The organism is Bacillus cereus group sp. BfR-BA-01381 (assembly GCF_022663555.1).
Taxonomy (GTDB): domain Bacteria; phylum Bacillota; class Bacilli; order Bacillales; family Bacillaceae_G; genus Bacillus_A; species Bacillus_A pacificus.
The window spans coordinates 69574-88648 of record NZ_JAKUFR010000001.1; the positions used below are offsets into that span (position 1 = coordinate 69574).

The following is a 19075-nucleotide window of genomic DNA, read 5'->3' on the forward strand; positions in this document are numbered from 1 at the left end:
TTCACAATATATTCAATTATAGTTTACGACACAATTAAATTTGAAATAAAATACATATTTGTAACATAAATGGAATTAAAATATAAAACCTATATTAATCATTATTTCCATAATAGTCAATCATTTTTATGCAAATCATAATTATCTATGTTTGTATACTTAATTCTATTTGTTATTAATTCATACGATAAAAGTACCTTATTATGTAAATTACGGAAATGCATTTAAATATTTTTCAACAAAAATCAGAATTTACTTATTATTAACTCCGAAATCTAGAACTACTTACCTTTGTATGTTTCAATATTTTAAAAATGTAAAAGTCACTATAAATAAGAAATATCAAATAAATATAATAGATTTATAGTAAAATGAAGAAATTCAAATACATCATTACTTTTCTTGTAACAGCACATAAAAATCCCGAATCATGGGAAGTAAATTGCTCATGATTCGGGATTTTTTAAGAGTATATTTTAATAACAATTAAATCACATACAAATCCTTATATACCTCTATAGTAGAACTCTTTTCATCTATTATTTATTAAATTCAACTTGCATCATTTTATTAAACTGTGTAAGAATATCAACCGGACCTAAAGAGTTAACATTGACAGCAAATGTATGCTTGCCTCCAATTACTCCACCAGCAAAAGTCATAAATCCAGGAATTGATCCTCCGTGCCCCCATACTGAGACACCATTTGGAAGTTTAGTCTCATAGATTCCAAGACCATATCCATCACCAACCCCTTTTCCTTCTACAGGAACTGTAGTAAGCATTTCTTTTAGCTCGCGTTCCTTCAGTAACTTACCACCGAGTAAAGATGAAAAGAACTTGTTTAAATCATCAGCATTAGAAATCATATCTCCAGCTGCATTAGCTAAACTCGGATTATAATACGTAATGTCTTTCAACTCGCCTGTTTCTTCCATTTTCACATATCCACGAGCATGATTCTTTCCTGGGATGACGGGTGAATTTCCTGGTAAAAACGTATTTGACAAATCCAAAGGTTCAATAATTCGATTTTCAATTTCTTCCGCATAACTATTACCAGTTATTTTTTCAATTAGCATTCCCAATATTACATATCCTGTGTTTGAATACAACCAGTCTTTGCCCGGCGAGAAATCTGGAGGCAGAGAAAGGCCTATTTTCACTATTTCTTCTGCTGTATACGTTTTTTTCGAATTCATTACGTCAGCGTCTTTTGATTTTAAATATTCAGCGATGCCACTCGTATGATTCAAAAGTTGTCGTATCGTAATTTCATTTCCATCATACCCATTTCCTTGTACGAGACCCGGCAGCCACTTTTCAATTGGATCGTCAAGTTGTACGCGATTTTCTCCTACTAATTGAAGGACAGTCGTGGCGGTAAAAGTTTTCGTCACACTACCAATCCGAAAGCGATAATCCGATTTCACCGGTTTCTTTGTACTTAAATCCGCCACACCAGCAGTATAACTATTAATTTTCCCTTTATTAGACGTCTTAGCTAATACCCCTGGCGCCCCAATTTGTATAGTTTCCTGCATTACTTGTTTCCAACCATTCCGATTCTTTTGATTAGGTTCTTGTGAAGAATTAGAAATATTTTGAGTAGACTCTGCATTTACAGTAAAACCTGGTGTGAATAGAGTGGTACCCACTAATAAAACTGTCAAACTCGCTAACTTCATTGAATTACGTTTTTTCATAAGATTCTCTCTCCCCTATTCATATCGTATTGATTCAAGCTATACTTTTATCCTATATGATAAAACTCTCTTTTTTCTTATCCATTCCTTACGAAATACTTACTCTTAAAATTTAACAACAAGAAAAAAGTAATGTATGAAAATAAAAGAGAACGTGTTTTCAATTTATGAAAACACGTTCTCTTACATATTTAAAACTCTATACCATTTTTTTAGTTTATTCACTTTTACCATCCTGCACTAGCGTTCATGCCATTTCCGATAATAGAAAGTAATAGTGGCCATAATACTGGTCCTAACGTAAGCAGTACATTTAGAAGTATAAGTATTCTATATCCACCGGTGAAATTATGATTTTTACGATTAACAAATACGAGACTGACTAATGATAGTATAGTCGTTAAAAATAACACTAACATTACCAACCAATACCACACCATTAAACTGAGACTCCATGGTGTTAATAGCTCGTGTATGATGCAAAATGAAATTCCTAACACAGCAAAACTAAAGCTAGTCACCGATGTTTTTATAAGCCATTTATTTATTTTTTTGTCGTATGTAGTTTTACAATATAAATCTATTAAAATGAATAAAGATAAATATGCCATTAATACGCCTATCCAAGACAATAACCAGTCTCCGTCCCCTTTGAATAATAAGAACAGCAACCAACACATACTTACTGCAGAAAAAACAAAGGAAATAAGTATGCTTTTTAATACCGATTTCATTACATGTTCACACCCTTAAAAAACTTAAAAATTAATTATAATTTATAAAAATTAAGTATAGGTTAACATGTAATGAAGTATAAGTAAATAATGTTAATTTTGTTTACCTATTTAAATACGGTTTCATATAAGAAAATAATTCATGTTAATCAAATTTTCGTATAAAAAAAGAAAAGGTAGATATTTATGTATCCCCTTTCCCATCTCCCTCTACCCACTTCATTATTTCTTCCACATCTAAATCCGTATACGTCTTTTCCCCATAACGAACAGACTCATATAACGGGATAATATCCCTTGTTCTACAAATTCTTTTTAACCATTGTTGCATCGTTTCATAGGACCTTCTCTGTTCATGAAATGGTAATGTTCTTTCCCATTCAACTAACGTTTTCCTTATCGTATCTGGCGGTAACGGCTGTTCTAACTGATGAATGACTTTCTTGTTATTTTCGGTTTTTACCATATTTTCTTTTGTTACCGATTTTTTCTCCTGTTCTATTTCTGGTTTTGTTACCTTTTTCCTAACGGATTTATAAAGAAAATATATAATTATCCCTGCAATCATTACATAAAAAACTATACTAATCCATGAATTTGAAAGCACATCACTCCATGAATTCTCCCGTTTGAAAAGCGGGATTTTCCTATTTATTTTCGTTCTTGTATCTACAACTCCTGTTTCTTCATCTATAATTCTTTCAGGCTCATCAAACTGTTCGTTTATACTAGTAAAATCATAATTTCTTTCCAACATTGTCTCCGTCTTATTAAAAAAACGTTCTTTTACTATGTCTTGCACATACACAACACCTTGTGATAACGTTATTGCACTAATCGCAAAGAAAAGTATGATTAAAGCTCTTACACTCCACAACTCCACTTTCATATGCCGCGCTTTATTAACCATGACATAAGCCCCTTCTTATTCTTTCATTACAATCCATTTATTCGTTCTACTGTATTTCTTTGGTGAAGTACCAAGAATTAAAGGAACCGCATCCAGTTCCTTTCGCCGGAATCCAGCTGTGTAAAAATAAGAAGAAGATACAGGTGTATCCTGATCTGATATGGAGGCAAGCACCTTTAATACATTTTGCAAGTGTTTCCGATTATCCCCGTTTTTTATATGTAGTAATCCATTATCTTTTACGCTATTGATCCATACTTCAAATGAACAGTTTTGCATAAGCAGTTGTTTACATACGCCTGCCGTTAATTCAATGAGTTCCTCTGTATCATTTCTCAAAGAAATACCACTTTTGTTTTGCAAGTTTAGATAAATCGCATATTTATCTGATTGTGTTCGCTCGTATTTTTTTGCAGTTATCGCCCCTGTTTTCGCTGTCGCACTCCAGTGGATAGAACGAAAATCTTCATTTTCATACGACTTCACTCCCATTACCTTCGTTTCATCATATAAGGGTGATGACATCGCTTTTCGAAATCCTCGTGACCATTCTTGTAATTCAGGAACTTGCATTTTCGGAACAGCTGGTAAAACTAAATAGGTCGGTGTTTCAACTTGTTTATATGTTATATGGTTCGTCATAAATCCAAAGGGATCTGTAATGACAATTTCAACTTCTTCCCATCTCGCAATTCCCCTTTTTACAGCTACAGCTTGTAAATCAAATAAAACTGACTCTCTTCCTTTTAAATTAAAATTCATATAATAATTTGAACCTGTACTATGATTTTTGTTTATTTCATCATGATTCCAAGTTAGCTTATTTTCACACTTAAATCGAAATACAACATTAAAAATAGGAAAAATTGATTTGTTTGAAATTTTTATTTTGCATCTGTTCGTTTCACCTATAAAAACATTCGAATTTCCTTGACTGTATTCCCATTCAACACGAGATACTTTACGTATATAAACATGCATAGCACCTATTAAAATTACATACAAAAATACGAGAGATAAAAACAGTAGATTACTTGAAAATATACATAAAATAACGGCTACAACTGACATAACTCCCATTACGAAAGGCTCCGCTAAAGGTGTATACACAAGCTGTTGATTCATCGTACATTCTCCACTGGCACATCAATCGTATGAAGAATTTCTTTCATGATTTGTTCTTTCGTCGTTTTCATCTCCCCCTCAATCGTTAACGTTAAACGATGAGCGCATACGGATGCAGCAAGTTGTTTTATATCATCTGGCGTACAGTAATCTCTTTCATTTAATATTGCCCGTGCTTGAATCGCTCTCATAAATGCCAATGTGCCGCGCGGACTTACACCAATTTCAATTAGCTCATGCTTACGCGTTGCCTCAATAATTTCAAGAAGATAATCTTGTACATCATTCCCTACTAACACTTCTCTTGCACGCTTTTGCATCGTAATAATTTCTTCACTTGAAATAATAGAATGTAACGTTTCTAACGGATCATTCATTTGAAACCGATTCATCATTTCCTTTTCAGCTTCTCTCGTAGGATAACCTTGGCGTATTGTGAGTAAAAACCGGTCTAACTGAGCATCAGGTAAAGGAAATGTACCGGCCGATTCAAGAGGATTTTGCGTTGCAATTACTAAAAAAGGTTCTGGTAAGGAATGTGTCTGTTTCGCAATTGTAACAGTACGTTCTTCCATCACTTCTAATAACGAAGATTGTGTTCTCGGTACAGCACGATTAATTTCATCCACTACTACTATATTTGCAAAAATAGGACCTAACCTCGTTTTAAATTCCGAATCCTTCACATCAAAATATTCGAGACCAATAACATCTCCGGGCAAAGTATCCGCTGTAAATTGTATTCTTTGAAATTTTGCGTCCACGCTTTTAGCCAAACTTTTCGCTAGTGTTGTTTTTCCTGTCCCCGGTACATCTTCTAATAAAATATGTCCTTTTGCTATTAGAGCAATGGCTGCAAGTTCTATGGATTCATCTTTTCCTATAATAACTTTCGAAATATTATTAGTGATTTTCTTTAATGTGTTCATCTATTTATCCCCCCACTTTCTTTTGTTCTGAAAATTAAGAATTATTATTTTCCAAATTATAACACATTACGATAAAAGTAAATATATTCCTGTCAAAATAAAAAAGATGACCTTAGCACTATAAGCTAAAGTCATCTTTCTCATTATTTTACTAACTCTCCATTATAAGCTTTTATATCAAGAGGAGCAGTTAAAAACTGTTTTACTTTGCTAACGAAAGATGTGAAGTGTTCACTCGTATTATGACTCGCAACTGCTACTTCATCTTTCCATACTTCTACCATCGTATACACATTTTCTTTTTCTACATCTTTATAAAGATCATAAGATACATTTCCACTTTCTTCTCTTGAACCATGAAGTAATGGTTGAACTTCTTCTAAAAATGTTTGTTGTTTCGCTGGATCTACTTGAAATGTTGCGTGAATAATAATCATGGTGTTTCTCCTCTCATATTTCACTTATTTCTTTTGAAATTACTTCCACTCAGCAACTTTTTCAACTGGAAGACGTACTGATTGGTAACCACTATCAGCAGCTTTTCCGATTGAAATTAACATAACTGGTACGTAGCGTTCTTTATCTAGTCCAAATGCTTCTGCGATTTGGTCTTTTTCAAATCCACCAATTGGGCAAGTATCATAACCGTGAGCACGAGCTGCTAGCATAAATTGCATTGCTACAAGACCACCGTCAATTAGTACTGTGTCTTTCATTATTTCTGGTGTAACCATTGAGAAGTAAGCTGAAAGTTTTTTCATTTGATCTTCTTTTACTTCAGCTGGCATAAGTCCGCGCTCTACTGCTGTACCGTAAATTTCTTCTGCGTTATCAAAGTTGTTTAAGTCACCGAATACAGCGATCATTGCTGAAGATGTTTCTACTTGTGATTGATTGAATTTCGCAAGCGGTGCAAGTGTTGCTTTCGCTTCGTCACTTTCAATCACAAGGAATCTCCATGGTTGCATGTTTACTGATGATGGTGCAAGTGTTGCTTCTGTAAGAATTTCTGTCATTTCTTCTTTGCTAATTTTCACTGATGAGTCGTATTTACGAATGGAACGACGTCCTGTTAAAATTTCGTTAAAATCATTTGTTTTTACTGAGTTAGTCATAGTTGTTTTCTCCCTTTTTTATAATTCTTTTATATTTTCTTGAATGTGATTTAACATAGTTAAAAGATTATCGCGTTCTTCCTCACTTAATCCTTTAAATGCAGATGCTGCAAAACGTTCTTTTTCCTCTTGAAACGCCTGAATTTTATTTCGTCCCTCTTCAGTTAGAGAAACTAACGTAATTCTGTTATCATCTGGATTTTTACGTCTTACAATCATTTCATTAGCCTCAAGCTGCTTTAAATGCCTCGTTATCGCTGCATTATCAATATTCACTTCTTGCTGAAGTGCTTTTTGACTAATTTCACCTACTTCAAATAACTGAAGTATAAGCTCTAATCGAGACTGGCTCATACCCGTACACCCTTCAAATTTCGAACTTACTTCTTTATTTAGAAAGTGTAATTTATATAAAATAATCGCTTCTTTTGAGCATGAACTTGTCAAATTACCCCTCCTTTACATACAAAATAAAAATATTTGATGCATCAATAGTTGATACGTCAATTAATATAATCTATATCGATTAAGAATGCAAGCATTTTGTTTTCATTGTATTTTTTCCAAATTAAGGCGCTTTGTAGCGTTACAAAAAATGTAAATTACATTATAATAGTAATAATTTAAATGACTGGAGAGTGATTGTAATGCGGCAATACACAAATAGAAATGAGGAAATGAAAATGGAAAATGAAATGAGGATATTGATATATGACAACAATAAATATAGGGATTGTCGCGCACGTAGACGCTGGCAAGACGAGTTTGACTGAACGTATTCTTTATGAAACGAATGTGATTAAAGAAATTGGCCGAGTTGATGGCGGAAGTACGCAAACAGACTCAATGGAATTAGAAAGGCAGCGCGGAATTACGATTAAAGCATCCGTCGTTTCTTTCTTTATTGATGACTTAAAAGTAAATGTCATCGATACACCGGGACACGCTGATTTTATCGCTGAAGTGGAGCGATCATTCCGCGTTTTAGACGGTGCGATTTTAGTTATTTCTGCCGTTGAAGGTGTGCAAGCACAAACGAAGATTTTAATGCGAACGTTACAGAAACTAAACATACCGACTATTTTATTTGTAAATAAAATTGATCGTCGTGGTGCAAATAGTGAAAAAGTTGTAAAGCAAATAAAAACGATTCTTTCAAATGAAGCATTCCCCTTTTACTCTGTCCTAAACGAAGGAACAAAGGAAGCTCGTATTATTGAATATAAATCATATGATGATTGTATAGAACGATTAGCACCATATAATGAATCGTTACTTGAGTCATATGTAAATAACGAAATCGTAACGGACACAATGTTAAGAAAAGAACTCATTAAACAAATAGCGCAAGCAAATGTGTATCCGATTTTCTTCGGTTCCGCAATGACGGGTATAGGAGTATCTGAACTACTTGAAAATATTTCAGCCTTACTTCCAGCTAATAATCTGTCTCAAGATGAAGAATTGTCCGGTATTGTTTTTAAAATTGAACGTGAACCTTCTGGAGAAAAGATTGCATATGTAAGAGTTTTTTCTGGTAACTTACACGTTAGAAAACATGTTGATATACAGCGCGTTCAGTCTCTACCACATAAGGAAAAGATTAAAAAAATGTGCATGTTTCATAATGGAGATACCGTTCAAACTTCTACCGTTCCTAGCGGAGAATTTTGCAAAGTGTGGGGACTAAGTGATATTAAAATTGGTGATATTATCGGTGAACGAACTGATTATATAAAAGACATTCACTTTGCCGAACCACAAATGGAAGCTGCCATCGATGCAGTACCTAAAGAACGAATTCATGATTTATACGCTGCACTTATGGAACTATGTGAAGAAGATCCACTCATTAAAGTGTGGAAAGACGATGCTCATAACGAACTATATATTCGCCTGTTCGGTGAAGTACAAAAAGAAGTAATTGAAACAACTCTTTTTGAGAAATATAATTTGCAGGTTACTTTTTCAAATACGCGAGTTGTATGTATTGAGAAGCCAATTGGCATTGGGATTTCCGTTGAAATAATGGGTGAAAAAACGAATCCATTTTACGCAACAGTTGGATTCAAAGTTGAACGTGGTGAACTTAATTCTGGCATAACATATACATTAGGCGTTGAACTTGGCTCACTACCTTTAGCCTTTCATAAAGCGATTGAAGATACTGTATTTCAAACGTTAAAACAAGGTTTATACGGATGGGAAGTTACGGATATTATCGTTACGTTAACTCATACAGGTTATGCTAGTCCTGTTACAACAGCGAGTGACTTTAGAAACTTAACGCCGCTCGTTTTAATGGATGCTTTAAAGCAAGCTGAAACATATGTATATGAACCAGTAAATAAGTTTGAATTAACTGTACCAGAACATGCAATTAGTACTGCAATGTATAAGCTCGCTGCTATTTCAGCAACTTTTGCAGAGCCTATATTCAATAATGATTCTTATCAGTTAACAGGATCATTACCTGTTGCAAAAACAGAGAATTTTAAACGCATGCTCCATTCCTTTACAGAAGGAGAAGGCATATTTTCAACGAAGCCAGCTGGTTTCACAAAGCTGAGACCTCCCTTCCCTACTCGAAAACGTGTTGATTATAATCCGCTGAATCGGAAAGATTATTTGCTTCATGTGTTGAGGGCTTATTAAAGTAAAAGAGGTGCAGTTCGCACCTCTTTTTGCATGTATTGATAAGTTAGTTTTCCCTAACAATTTCTTTAAGCTTTTCTATTATTTTCGCTATTGCTTCAATTGAATTCTCTGTTTCAAATTCTCCAACATTCACAGAATGATTTGCATTTTTGACAACGTTGATCGTTAAATTCGTTTTATATAACTGATCAATTTTATTTGCATTATAATGATGATCTTTATCCCCAATAACTAAAAGTCCTTCGTGATTACTATGTAAAATAGATTCGAAAATAGATTCAAAATTTAGTAAAGGTGTAAGTACTATCATTTTCGACTGTAAAAACTCTTCTCTCTTCATTAAATCATTCGCAATTGGAATTGTTCCGAGTGATTTCCCTAAAAACATCGATTTGCTGTATTGTTCATTTTTCAACACTTCATTTATTACGGGATTAATATCATCCATCATTACTTTCGTTACTTCTTCTATTGGTTTATTCATTGCTTGTTCGTCGTAAGAATAATGAATATGTACAACATCTATTTTCTTTTCTAGCATTAACATCGTTGCATAATAAAATAACGGCTTATCATAATTATATCCTGAACCTGAGAACATAAAGCAAACCGTACTAGAACCTTTTTCGATATGTGTGTAATAAATTACTTTGTCATTTATATGTATCTTTTTTTTAGTCCTCTTCACCGTTTTCCCCTCCGAATACATTTAATCTTGTAAAACGATATGTTCTGTATGAACTGCTATATCTTTTACTTTCTCTTTTATAAATGCGGGCTGTAAATTATATGCATGTAACTCTTCTACTGGCACCCACTTAAACAAATATGTTCTATCCTCTTCTTCCAAAATATATTGATCTGCTCCATTTGCAGGTAATTCATGTAGCTCTACTTCATAATAAAAACTAATCTCATGAAACTTTCGCTCAGAAAGTGTGAAGAAATTTTCTACTGACCATAGTAATCTCTTTACTTTAATAGGAACAGCTAATTCTTCCGCAAGTTCTCGTTTTAACGCGTCTTCACTATTTTCTAGCATTTTCACTCTACCGCCTGGTACGTACCAAAAATCTTCACCATTACCTTGCAATATAAGGATTTTATTACCTTGTTTACAAATGGCTCCGACTCGGTAATTAAAACATGTTTCCTCAACTTTGAACGTAAGATCCACAACGATTGCCTCCTATACTTCATTTAAAAACCGCTATAAAACTATTATGTATGTATCGTACAAATAAGATTACTAAATTTTTCTAGTCCATTCAATAGTTTTTTAATCTTCCGAATCTTTTTCCATCAATTATACATATGCATCTATTACAATAACAGTACACAAGAAAAAGCGCCTTGTTTCTTTAATAACAAGGCGCTTTTTCTTGATACTATATTTAAATTGTTATCTTCCCACTCTCCCACCACTCCATGAAAGTTTTTAAAGAAGGCGCAACCCACGTTCTACTATCATTTTCATGATTCCATACATATATATCATCTCTTTGTACCATTCCATTCAAAACAGAATAACCAAACAAATCACCATTTCCGCCATCAGCAAAAAATAATAAACAATCCAAAGGCATGTATAAATCTTTAAAATCAACTATATTTCTCATATTCATATTTTCAGTTTTAATTTTTGAAGCAGGCCATATAAAGTCCCCGTACTCACCTTCTATACCGTTTGTTTCCTGTAATAATTGATATAGATCATTCGGTAACTCCACATGTAAACATCTTTGTATATCAGTAAGTTCATCATTCGTAGCTGGATTTTTCAAATTTAAGTTTGATGAGATACTATGAATGGTGTCTTTCCACATCACCTTTTCTCCTCCTAATATTCAATCAATTATATATAAGGCTACTCTGAATTTATTGATACCACTTTTCTAACAAACACTTCTCCCTCTTGCCTGAAATACCTGCTTTTAATTCCCATTCGTCCATACCCTTCATCCACACATACACATCTGCAATTGTATCTTCTAACCTTCTAAAAGTAAGTCCTTCTTTAACAGCACTTTCAATATTAATAGAAAAACCACCTTTCCACGGCTTTGGCTCACCTTCTAATGAAAAAGTTTCAGGAAGCCATAGTGGCATCTCTGTCCAAGGCTGTACTTTATGTTCATTCATAAATGATTCATCTACCCAAACGAATGCAGCATCACTATTCGTAACCTTTTTACACGTATTCAATAGCTCTTCCATCGTCAATTCATAATTCGGACCTGTAACATTGAATGTACCTACTTTATTATTTTCTGCCATGTTTAGTCCCCAGTTTGCGACGTCTTTTATATCAACTATCTGCACTAGACGGTCTTTTCTTCCTGGAACTAACACTTTTCCTTCCTTTGCTACACGCCCAATCCAGTATGGAAGCCGATCTGTATAATCAAACATCCCTGAAAGAAGTCCTGCTCTTACGTGTAAAACACGCCCCGGCCAATACTTCTCTGCTTCTTTTTCGCATAATACTTTCAGCGCACCATAATGCTCATAAGGAGATATTTCACCATTTTCTACAGCCTTTATTTGCTCAGCCGTCGGTTCAGGTTGTAATATATAGTCTTCTTTTATATGATGTGGAATCCAATCTTTATATACGGAAAGGCTTGAGATGAATATATAGTGTTCAATATTATCTTTAAGCACTTCTCCAACATTTCTAATGTGATGTGGAGAAAACCCACATGTATCTACGACAACATCCCATTTTCGATTTTCTAAACTTGATACATCACCATTTCTGTCACCGATAAGCTGCTCCACTTCAGGAAAGATTTCTTTGTTTGTTCCGCGGTTAAATAATGTTACTTCATGCCCTCTCTGTAAAGCCTCTTCTACAACAACTCTTCCTAAAAATCGTGTACCACCTAGTATTAAAATTTTCATGGTGCTCCCCCATTCGCGATTAATAACCCTTCCTAATGTTTAACGATTTTTTATTGAGGAAAGTTACGGGGAGCGTTTAAATTTTTCTACAAATTCAACATATGTAATTTCCATTTCATATATAATTAAAATATCGGATATTTGATTAATCACTTATACATGTAAGTAGGTGAACAATATTAATAGAAACATAGTTTACCATTCAACATTATGTATGTATTGCCTCACATCTCTTGTATATATTAGCTTACTGAACATAGAAAATGGTCGTAATTATTTAGGGTTTACGATGATCATTCCGCTTTTAGCTGCTATTTTATATCAGAAATTATATAAGAAACAAAAAATAGTTCATACATTTGGAATTTCACGTCCAAAAATAAGAACTTTGATTTTCTCCATTTTATTCCCAATAATTCTAGGGCTATGTCTACATTTCTATTTTTATATTTATAATATAAAATTCTTATTTAATCATTATAATGAATTGGGACTTCTCCTACTCATTGGCCTTACAATTGCTGCTTTATCTGCATTTTTAGAAGAAATCATATGGCGTGGAAATTTCCATTACCATTTACGAAAAAAATATTCATTAAAACAAACAGCAATCATTACTGCATCGCTTTGGTCTTTATGGCATTTACCAGTATCAATCTTTTATAAAAACTATGAATTATGGTTTGTAGGAATATTAAGCTATCTCTCGTTATTATTTATTTTATCTATAATTTTGACGTATACGAGAGAGTATAGCCATTCTGTGATAACACCTGCAATTTTACATGGCATGTTCAATGTATTTTATTTAACAGATGGAGTAGAAACAAAATGGGATATTAGCCTAATGGAATTAATTAAATTTATCTTGCTGGTAATTGTGTTTGGCATGATGTATCTAATACATCAAAAAGTTAAAAAATAGTTAAGAGTACCTAAACAAATTATAAAGTACTTCAACACCTTGCAATTATTCAATAATCGTATAGGTGTTGAAGTTTTCTAATCTTAGTTGAACAACTTGGTTAATACAATACTTTTTTCTATCCTGAAGAACAAAACAAGTTTAACTAAACCTTTCATTCTTATTTTTATAAAAATAGCCATATTAATCTTTTAAATAAGGAAATATGCACTCTTTAATTAACTTCCATCTATCCCCTGTATTCGGTATGACTTCAGAAGCAATCGCCACCACCAGTTCCTTCCCTGGTACGCAGCAAATCACATTCCCACCATCGCCCATTGCACAGTATGAAAAGATTCCATCCTCTTCTCGTAACCACCATAAATAACCATATTGATTTTGGTTCATTTCTGTCGATTCTTTTATCCATGATTTTGATAGTATTTGTTTTCCATTATGAATACCTTCATTCAAATACAGCTGTCCAAACTTAGCCATATCTTTAACCGTTAACGTTAGTCCCCAGCCGCCTGTCGAAATTCCGTTTGGATCATGAACCCATCCTTTTACATCTTTTCCGAATAAGTCATCAAATCCAAATGCTTTCATATTATAGTTTGGAATTTCTCTCGTGCCGAGTGGCTGAAATAAGTATTCATTCGCAAATTCACGCGCACTTTTTCCTGTTACGCTTGTAATAATTGCTGATAATAAATGAGCTCCTGCAGATGAATATTTAAAAGCCCCAATTTCTCCGCCTTTTCCTATCCTATTTAACGTATACTGTATCCAATCTTGTTGCGTACATAGTTCTTCTAACTGTTCCTGCCAGTCTACGAAAGGATGTGGAGCTGTCATCGTTAGAAGATGGCGTACTGTTACTTCAGATGAATAAACGTTATATTCCGGGAAAAACTCTATTACTCTTTGATCAACGCTTTTTATATAGCCCTTATCTATACATATCCCAATTAGCGCAGAGATTATCGTTTTTGTGACAGACGCTACATGAAATGCATCATTTGGACCGTAACCGTTATAATATTTTTCAAAAATAACATTACCTTTCTGCACTACTAACATACCATTCACATTTCCATATTCTTCTTGTATAATCTGATCTAACTTTTCAGCAGTTTTCATTATTCCTTCCCCTTTAACCTATCATTAAAAAGGTTCGATAGGTACATATATATCAACTGTATGTTTATTTTCCGGGTGCTGCTTTGGATCATTTCTATATACTTCAAAAGGATACGAATCTCTCGGTTTATATCCGCTATTTGGGAGCAACTCACCATATATAAAGTCCCATGCTCTTTTATATTCATCTTGAAATATTTCAAAATGTCCTACTACATACTTGCCTGAAGGTATTACCATTATTCCAATGTCATTCGTTTCTATTGCAGATTCACCCGGAATTGTTATACATAAACTTGTTCTTAAATGATTGTCCTCCGTAAATTCATGATGATCGTGGTAAATGGTTAATACTTTCGTATCCTCAAATACATGATAGTTTTGCTTGGCTGCGTAATGAAATAGTTTCTCTATCATTTTCGGAAAAGCTATAGTTAACTCTTCATATGTACCGATATGTCTTATGTATGAGACGTTTATATCGTCCGCTGTTACAATTTCAACATTCCCTCGAACCTTCTTACATTCATTGTATTGAGAAGTTCTTCTTACGTCTTTGCAATTCTTGCTATTGTCGTTTCGATATTGAGACGGACTTACTCCGTAATAATTTTTAAATGTACGGGAGAAAACTGCTGAATCTGTGAAACCAAAATGGTAAGCGATATCTGTAATCGTCATATCCGGGCGATATGTAAGTAGATTTGTTGCCCTTTCTAACTTCAAGCGATTCACATACCGAGATAACGGCTCGTCTACTATTCCTTTAAAAATCCGATGAAAATGAAACTTTGAAAATCCTGCTACATCGGCCAGCTCTTCAATTGAAAGTGAATCATTTATGTGTGATTCTATATAATTTTGTACTTTGTATATGCGCTGTAAATACTCATTTCTACTTTGTTTATTCTCCATACTTCTAGCTCCTCACAACAAAAAGGCTAACTTTGTGCTAGCCTACTTTTACACATTTTTCAAAAATAAAACTCTACTACCACCGTTCCCATCATAATTTGTATGTACCGATACACCCTCTATCTCATCATCCCCAGCCTCAATTTGAAAGCCAATCTCCCTATGAAACTGTATCGATTTTTTATTAACCGGTGATGTGATTGCTTTTATAACTTTACGATTGTTTGCACGCGCAACATCAAAGAAGTAAGAATACAATGTCGATGCGATTCCCCTTCTTCTATACTTCGGATTTACTCCGATAAAATGAACGTACGCTTCCTCTTTATGCGTTTGCGAAAAGAATCCGCATAAGAAACCTAACGTTTCGCCTTCTTCTTCAATGATAAAACTCGTTTCTTGAAAGTGAACGAAGAACAGTTTTGGCAACATAGCTGCCATATCTCTCCCGCCCCACCAATCATTTAAAACAGAATGAATCTTTACATAATCTTCCCCTTGAATGTTTCTTACTCGCATATGTTTCTCCCTCTCACTCACTTCATTTTTTCATAAATTTTAATGACTGTTTCTACTAATAGGATGAATACCCATATTCCGCAAAATACAAGGACAGACTGGAATATAGATCCAATAATAATTACGCCAACTGCACCTGATCCTGAAATTGATACTTCTCCAAATCCTGGGTCATGTATAAGAGTTCCGGCAGAAAAAGCCATTAAAATAGATCCTATTAAATAAATCACACTCATTATTTTTAATATCTTTATAGAAAGATACGAAGTTTGTTCTTGCTCTACTTGTGATAATTCGATTTCCCCACTCTCAATTCCTTTTTGCAGACAATCTTCACACAAAAATTCTTCCTTAATTTTTTTACCACCATGCAATGTACCGGTTATTTCTTTACATCTTGAACATTTTCGATTTATCATGTTGTTACCACTCCAATCTATTAAGATTATACTTATATAACTCTACATTTACCTTAATATCCCTTTTATGTATTTTATAGAGAAAGGTCGTGTTTTATGATATCTAAACTTACTTTTGGTTATAAAAAGCCTACTGAGCAATATGTATTACGACCTAGTTGTTATGCAATTATTTTTAACTCAACCTCTTCAAAGATTGCTATTATCCAAAAAGGAGAACGCTACTTTTTACCCGGCGGCGGTATGGAAGGTACCGAAACAAAAGATGAATGCTTACATCGTGAATTACTAGAGGAATTAGGATGGACAATTGAAATTGATCAGTATATCGGTAATGCAATGCGGTATTTTTATGCTGAAAAGGAAGATACTTATTATTTAAATGATGGGTTCTTTTATATTACGAACATGGTGCAGAAACAAACTGAAAACTGTGAGGAGGATCACGTTCTAAGATGGATGTCTCCATTACATGCTGTAGAACTTCTACTTCACGATCATCAAAAATGGGCGGTTGAAGAAGCACTTTTATTACGAAATAAAAAAGGATCTCCTTCTATATGAAAGAGATCCTTTTTACTGTTAGCTTACTTTTTTCAAATTGAGAGCTGGCTTTTTCATTCCGCCTTTTTTTACAACGTATAAGCCGATAAAGATGATAAGTCCACCAACGAGTTGCATCATATTGATCTGCTCTCCGATTGTTACTGCTGCAAAGATAACTGCGAACAATGGCACGAGATACATATAAACCATTACTTTCGTTGAACCGATTTGACTAATGCCGACATACCACATCGCTAGCCCAAAGATGGTCGCAAAGATGATTGAATATGCTAGTGATCCCCAGCTTGACGTATCTACTGGCCACGTTAATGTGTTTACGTTGAATAAACAGTATATAACGAGAGGTACAATTCCAATTAAAGTAGACCATGATGTGACTCTCATTGCGGAGTATTTTGTGATAAGAGGTTGCGCTAATATTGGATACCATCCCCACGCAATTGCTGCTACTAATCCAATTATATTTCCGAGCCATGCATACTCGTAAGTAGCTCCTCCTGTATGTCCTGTTAATAAAACGAATGCTGCACCAATAAACGCTACTATTGAACCAATTTGTACTTTCATCGAAAAACGTTCTTGTTTGTGCAATACCGCTAATATCCCTGTAAATATAGGTGACATCGCAATTAATAATGAGGCGTTCGTTGCTGAAGTATATTTTACAGATAGCATAAACATCGTTTGATACATTGTCGTACCAACGATACCTACTGCTACTAATCGTAGCCAATCTTTTCTTTCAATACGTAATGAGCGTTCCATTATAAAAGTAATAAGTAATAATACAGGTGATGCTACTAAAAATCGTAAACTATTAAATTGAATGGATGACATAAATGCCACGCCATACTTTCCAATTGTATAATTTGCTCCCCATACTAATGCTACTGATACTAGGAGCCATTCCATTGTCCATCTTTTCATCCGAATCTCCCCTTCCATATTTAGCATAGTAAAATTGGCTGGATATAACACCGTCCAATTGGCTGTTTTTTTACCCAGCCAATTTGCTATACTTAATCTATATAAGTGATGCGGAGGTATTGGTATGGAATGGAAACTAGATAATGACAGTAAAATCCCCATTTATCAGCAAGTTGTTGACTTTATTGAAAAACGTATTACATATGGAGAACTTCCTCCAGGTAGCTTCCTCCCTTCCGAACGGAAATTAGCTACACAGTTAAATGTAAACCGTAGTACAGTAACGACTGCTTATAATGAACTTCGTGCTATGGGAATTGTAGAAAGTACGACTGGTAAAGGTACACGTGTAAGTACACATATGTGGGGCGTTTCTCCAACATTAACGCCGAACTGGAGAAATTTCGTAGAAGGTGGTACATTTTTACCAAACTTACCGTTACTTCGCCATATTCGGGCAGAAATACAACAAAATGAAAATATTATAGATTTTGCAAACGGAGAGCTCGGTTGTAACCTCTATCCTCACGATCAACTACAAATGATTTTACGAGAACAACCGTTAACGCATTCATTAAGCTATGATCACCCGCAAGGTTATCTCCCATTAAGACAAGCGGTCGTAAAATATATGAAGGAATATTTAAAAGTTGAAGCGACTGAACAATCGATTATGATTACTTCTGGCGCACAGCAAGCACTTCACCTTATCGTGCAATGTTTATTAAATCCAGGTGATGCTGTTGCTTTTGAAAGTCCTTCACACTGTTATTCCTTACCGTTATTCCAATCAGCAGGTATTCGTATTTTCCCGTTACCTGTTGATGAACACGGTATTAATCCGGATGATGTGCAAGAGCTATATCGGAAGCATCGTATTAAAATGATCTTTTTAAATCCAAACTTCCAAAATCCTACGGGCACAATGCTGCATCCAAGCCGTAGAAAAAAACTATTATCACTTTGTGCAGACTTACGAATTGCGATTGTTGAAGATGATCCGTCTAGTTTACTTACGTTAGAAAAGAAACAACCTTGCCCTACTTTAAAATCAATAGATGAAAATGGAACAGTCATCTATGTCCATTCTTTATCAAAAATGATTGCACCGGGATTACGAGTCGGTTGGCTTGTCGCCCCACAATCGGTAGTAGAAAGGTTATCTGACGCACGACATCAAATGGAATTAGGTATGAGCATTTTCCCGCAGTGGCTTATGCAACAATTTTTTGAAACTGTACCATTTCAGTCTCATATCGTACCGTTACGAAAACAACTAGCAGAAAAAAGAGACGTTATCGTCCGCGCTCTAAACGAGCAACTTCACGATAAAATCTCTTTTTCAAATCCGACCGGTGGTATATACATATGGGGGAAATTAAAAGAACCGATAAACGAAAAACAACTCATTATGCAAAGCTTAAAACAAGAAATAGCCTTTATGCCGGGGAGTATTTTCGGCGCGAAAGATGGTTATATACGTTTATCTTATGGAAAAGTGGATATTGATCAAATTGAGGAAGGGGTTTCTCGTTTACGTGAGGCTATTTTGGTTTGTGAAAAGTAACTTTAGATACAAAACCCTCGTTTGACAAAA

Annotated in this window: 21 protein-coding genes; 4 read left to right on the forward strand and 17 right to left on the reverse strand. The window is 34.3% G+C overall.

Translation table 11 applies throughout. The features are described from left to right. Positions 1-539 precede the first annotated feature (539 nt). The 8 genes from MR079_RS00330 to MR079_RS00365 all read right to left on the reverse strand — a co-directional run bounded on the left by MR079_RS00330 (position 540) and on the right by MR079_RS00365 (position 6966). The gene (locus MR079_RS00330) at positions 540-1706 is read right to left on the reverse strand and encodes a serine hydrolase domain-containing protein (RefSeq protein WP_139865973.1); all 1167 of its coding nucleotides are present in this window, start codon (positions 1704-1706) and stop codon (positions 540-542) included. Between the two features lie 227 nt (positions 1707-1933). Then, entirely contained in the window at positions 1934-2440 is a 507-nt protein-coding gene (locus tag MR079_RS00335) for a DUF3902 family protein (protein ID WP_139865974.1), read from the reverse strand. Between the two features lie 184 nt (positions 2441-2624). Then, the gene (locus MR079_RS00340) at positions 2625-3350 is read right to left on the reverse strand and encodes a signal peptidase II (protein WP_139865975.1); all 726 of its coding nucleotides are present in this window, start codon (positions 3348-3350) and stop codon (positions 2625-2627) included. 15 nt (positions 3351-3365) lie between these two features. After that, on the reverse strand, positions 3366-4475 hold the full coding sequence (locus MR079_RS00345) for a DUF58 domain-containing protein (protein WP_139865976.1): 1110 nt from the start codon (positions 4473-4475) through the stop codon (positions 3366-3368). Continuing rightward, a complete protein-coding gene (locus MR079_RS00350; protein ID WP_242293272.1) occupies positions 4472-5404 on the reverse strand; it encodes an AAA family ATPase in 933 nt (310 codons plus the stop codon). Before MR079_RS00350 ends, MR079_RS00345 begins: the two co-directional genes overlap by 4 nt. A gap of 143 nt (positions 5405-5547) precedes the next feature. Continuing rightward, a complete protein-coding gene (locus tag MR079_RS00355) occupies positions 5548-5841 on the reverse strand; it encodes a putative quinol monooxygenase (protein WP_062821704.1) in 294 nt (97 codons plus the stop codon). 39 nt (positions 5842-5880) lie between these two features. Continuing rightward, positions 5881-6519: a nitroreductase family protein gene (locus tag MR079_RS00360; RefSeq protein ID WP_242293273.1), complete on the reverse strand. Its 639-nt coding sequence runs from the start codon at positions 6517-6519 to the stop codon at positions 5881-5883. Between the two features lie 18 nt (positions 6520-6537). After that, entirely contained in the window at positions 6538-6966 is a 429-nt protein-coding gene (locus MR079_RS00365; RefSeq protein WP_139865979.1) for a MarR family winged helix-turn-helix transcriptional regulator, read from the reverse strand. A 264-nt stretch (positions 6967-7230) separates the two neighbouring features. Here MR079_RS00365 and MR079_RS00370 point away from each other — a divergent pair, with 264 nt between their 5' ends. Further along, the gene (locus MR079_RS00370; protein ID WP_242293274.1) at positions 7231-9174 is read left to right on the forward strand and encodes an elongation factor G; all 1944 of its coding nucleotides are present in this window, start codon (positions 7231-7233) and stop codon (positions 9172-9174) included. A 46-nt stretch (positions 9175-9220) separates the two neighbouring features. On the opposite strand, the gene MR079_RS00375 is transcribed toward MR079_RS00370, so the two are convergent. From MR079_RS00375 to MR079_RS00390, 4 genes are all read right to left on the reverse strand, one after another. After that, complete coding sequence (locus MR079_RS00375; RefSeq protein WP_242293275.1) at positions 9221-9865, reverse strand: alpha/beta family hydrolase; 645 nt, start codon at positions 9863-9865, stop codon at positions 9221-9223. 21 nt (positions 9866-9886) lie between these two features. After that, the gene (locus MR079_RS00380; protein ID WP_139865982.1) at positions 9887-10354 is read right to left on the reverse strand and encodes an NUDIX hydrolase; all 468 of its coding nucleotides are present in this window, start codon (positions 10352-10354) and stop codon (positions 9887-9889) included. 217 nt (positions 10355-10571) lie between these two features. Continuing rightward, a complete protein-coding gene (locus MR079_RS00385) occupies positions 10572-11003 on the reverse strand; it encodes an SMI1/KNR4 family protein (RefSeq protein ID WP_061182882.1) in 432 nt (143 codons plus the stop codon). 52 nt (positions 11004-11055) lie between these two features. Further along, the gene (locus tag MR079_RS00390) at positions 11056-12081 is read right to left on the reverse strand and encodes an SDR family oxidoreductase (protein ID WP_139865983.1); all 1026 of its coding nucleotides are present in this window, start codon (positions 12079-12081) and stop codon (positions 11056-11058) included. A 169-nt stretch (positions 12082-12250) separates the two neighbouring features. On the opposite strand from MR079_RS00390, the gene MR079_RS00395 reads away from it, so the two are divergent. Then, a complete protein-coding gene (locus MR079_RS00395) occupies positions 12251-13006 on the forward strand; it encodes a CPBP family intramembrane glutamic endopeptidase (RefSeq protein WP_139865984.1) in 756 nt (251 codons plus the stop codon). Positions 13007-13189: 183 nt separating this feature from the next. Here MR079_RS00395 and MR079_RS00400 read toward each other — a convergent pair whose 3' ends face one another. Genes MR079_RS00400 through MR079_RS00415 form a run of 4 tightly spaced genes read right to left on the reverse strand, consistent with a single transcriptional unit; the run spans position 13190 to position 15984 of the window. Next, positions 13190-14131: a serine hydrolase domain-containing protein gene (locus MR079_RS00400; protein WP_242293276.1), complete on the reverse strand. Its 942-nt coding sequence runs from the start codon at positions 14129-14131 to the stop codon at positions 13190-13192. A 24-nt stretch (positions 14132-14155) separates the two neighbouring features. Next, entirely contained in the window at positions 14156-15046 is an 891-nt protein-coding gene (locus tag MR079_RS00405) for an AraC family transcriptional regulator (protein ID WP_242293277.1), read from the reverse strand. A 48-nt stretch (positions 15047-15094) separates the two neighbouring features. Beyond that, positions 15095-15565, reverse strand: coding sequence for a GNAT family N-acetyltransferase (locus tag MR079_RS00410; protein WP_001266056.1), 471 nt, complete (start codon positions 15563-15565; stop codon positions 15095-15097). Between the two features lie 17 nt (positions 15566-15582). After that, positions 15583-15984 carry a DUF3980 domain-containing protein gene (locus tag MR079_RS00415; protein WP_139865987.1) on the reverse strand — a complete coding sequence of 134 codons (402 nt, stop codon included), beginning with the start codon at positions 15982-15984 and terminating at the stop codon, positions 15583-15585. Positions 15985-16080: 96 nt separating this feature from the next. Between MR079_RS00415 and MR079_RS00420 the strand changes: the two genes are divergently transcribed. Next, a complete protein-coding gene (locus MR079_RS00420; RefSeq protein WP_139865988.1) occupies positions 16081-16548 on the forward strand; it encodes an NUDIX hydrolase in 468 nt (155 codons plus the stop codon). Between the two features lie 18 nt (positions 16549-16566). Here MR079_RS00420 and MR079_RS00425 read toward each other — a convergent pair whose 3' ends face one another. Then, positions 16567-17478: a DMT family transporter gene (locus MR079_RS00425; protein ID WP_242293278.1), complete on the reverse strand. Its 912-nt coding sequence runs from the start codon at positions 17476-17478 to the stop codon at positions 16567-16569. A gap of 124 nt (positions 17479-17602) precedes the next feature. On the opposite strand from MR079_RS00425, the gene pdxR reads away from it, so the two are divergent. Beyond that, on the forward strand, positions 17603-19045 hold the full coding sequence (pdxR, locus tag MR079_RS00430; RefSeq protein ID WP_242293279.1) for a MocR-like pyridoxine biosynthesis transcription factor PdxR: 1443 nt from the start codon (positions 17603-17605) through the stop codon (positions 19043-19045). Positions 19046-19075 lie beyond the last annotated feature (30 nt).

What these genes read in the sequence shown, in the direction of transcription:
- MR079_RS00410 (WP_001266056.1), bottom strand. Translation starts at nt 15,565, where the DNA reads ATGCGAGTAAGAAACATTCAAGGGGAAGATTATGTAAAGATTCATTCT.
- MR079_RS00420 (WP_139865988.1), top strand. Translation starts at nt 16,081, where the DNA reads ATGATATCTAAACTTACTTTTGGTTATAAAAAGCCTACTGAGCAATAT.
- MR079_RS00345 (WP_139865976.1), bottom strand. Translation starts at nt 4,475, where the DNA reads ATGAATCAACAGCTTGTGTATACACCTTTAGCGGAGCCTTTCGTAATG.
- MR079_RS00370 (WP_242293274.1), top strand. Translation starts at nt 7,231, where the DNA reads ATGACAACAATAAATATAGGGATTGTCGCGCACGTAGACGCTGGCAAG.
- pdxR (WP_242293279.1), top strand. Translation starts at nt 17,603, where the DNA reads ATGGAATGGAAACTAGATAATGACAGTAAAATCCCCATTTATCAGCAA.
- MR079_RS00390 (WP_139865983.1), bottom strand. Translation starts at nt 12,081, where the DNA reads ATGAAAATTTTAATACTAGGTGGTACACGATTTTTAGGAAGAGTTGTT.
- MR079_RS00335 (WP_139865974.1), bottom strand. Translation starts at nt 2,440, where the DNA reads ATGAAATCGGTATTAAAAAGCATACTTATTTCCTTTGTTTTTTCTGCA.
- MR079_RS00400 (WP_242293276.1), bottom strand. Translation starts at nt 14,131, where the DNA reads ATGAAAACTGCTGAAAAGTTAGATCAGATTATACAAGAAGAATATGGA.
- MR079_RS00350 (WP_242293272.1), bottom strand. Translation starts at nt 5,404, where the DNA reads ATGAACACATTAAAGAAAATCACTAATAATATTTCGAAAGTTATTATA.
- MR079_RS00425 (WP_242293278.1), bottom strand. Translation starts at nt 17,478, where the DNA reads ATGAAAAGATGGACAATGGAATGGCTCCTAGTATCAGTAGCATTAGTA.
- MR079_RS00340 (WP_139865975.1), bottom strand. Translation starts at nt 3,350, where the DNA reads ATGGTTAATAAAGCGCGGCATATGAAAGTGGAGTTGTGGAGTGTAAGA.
- MR079_RS00405 (WP_242293277.1), bottom strand. Translation starts at nt 15,046, where the DNA reads ATGGAGAATAAACAAAGTAGAAATGAGTATTTACAGCGCATATACAAA.
- MR079_RS00360 (WP_242293273.1), bottom strand. Translation starts at nt 6,519, where the DNA reads ATGACTAACTCAGTAAAAACAAATGATTTTAACGAAATTTTAACAGGA.
- MR079_RS00385 (WP_061182882.1), bottom strand. Translation starts at nt 11,003, where the DNA reads ATGTGGAAAGACACCATTCATAGTATCTCATCAAACTTAAATTTGAAA.
- MR079_RS00330 (WP_139865973.1), bottom strand. Translation starts at nt 1,706, where the DNA reads ATGAAAAAACGTAATTCAATGAAGTTAGCGAGTTTGACAGTTTTATTA.
- MR079_RS00415 (WP_139865987.1), bottom strand. Translation starts at nt 15,984, where the DNA reads ATGATAAATCGAAAATGTTCAAGATGTAAAGAAATAACCGGTACATTG.
- MR079_RS00355 (WP_062821704.1), bottom strand. Translation starts at nt 5,841, where the DNA reads ATGATTATTATTCACGCAACATTTCAAGTAGATCCAGCGAAACAACAA.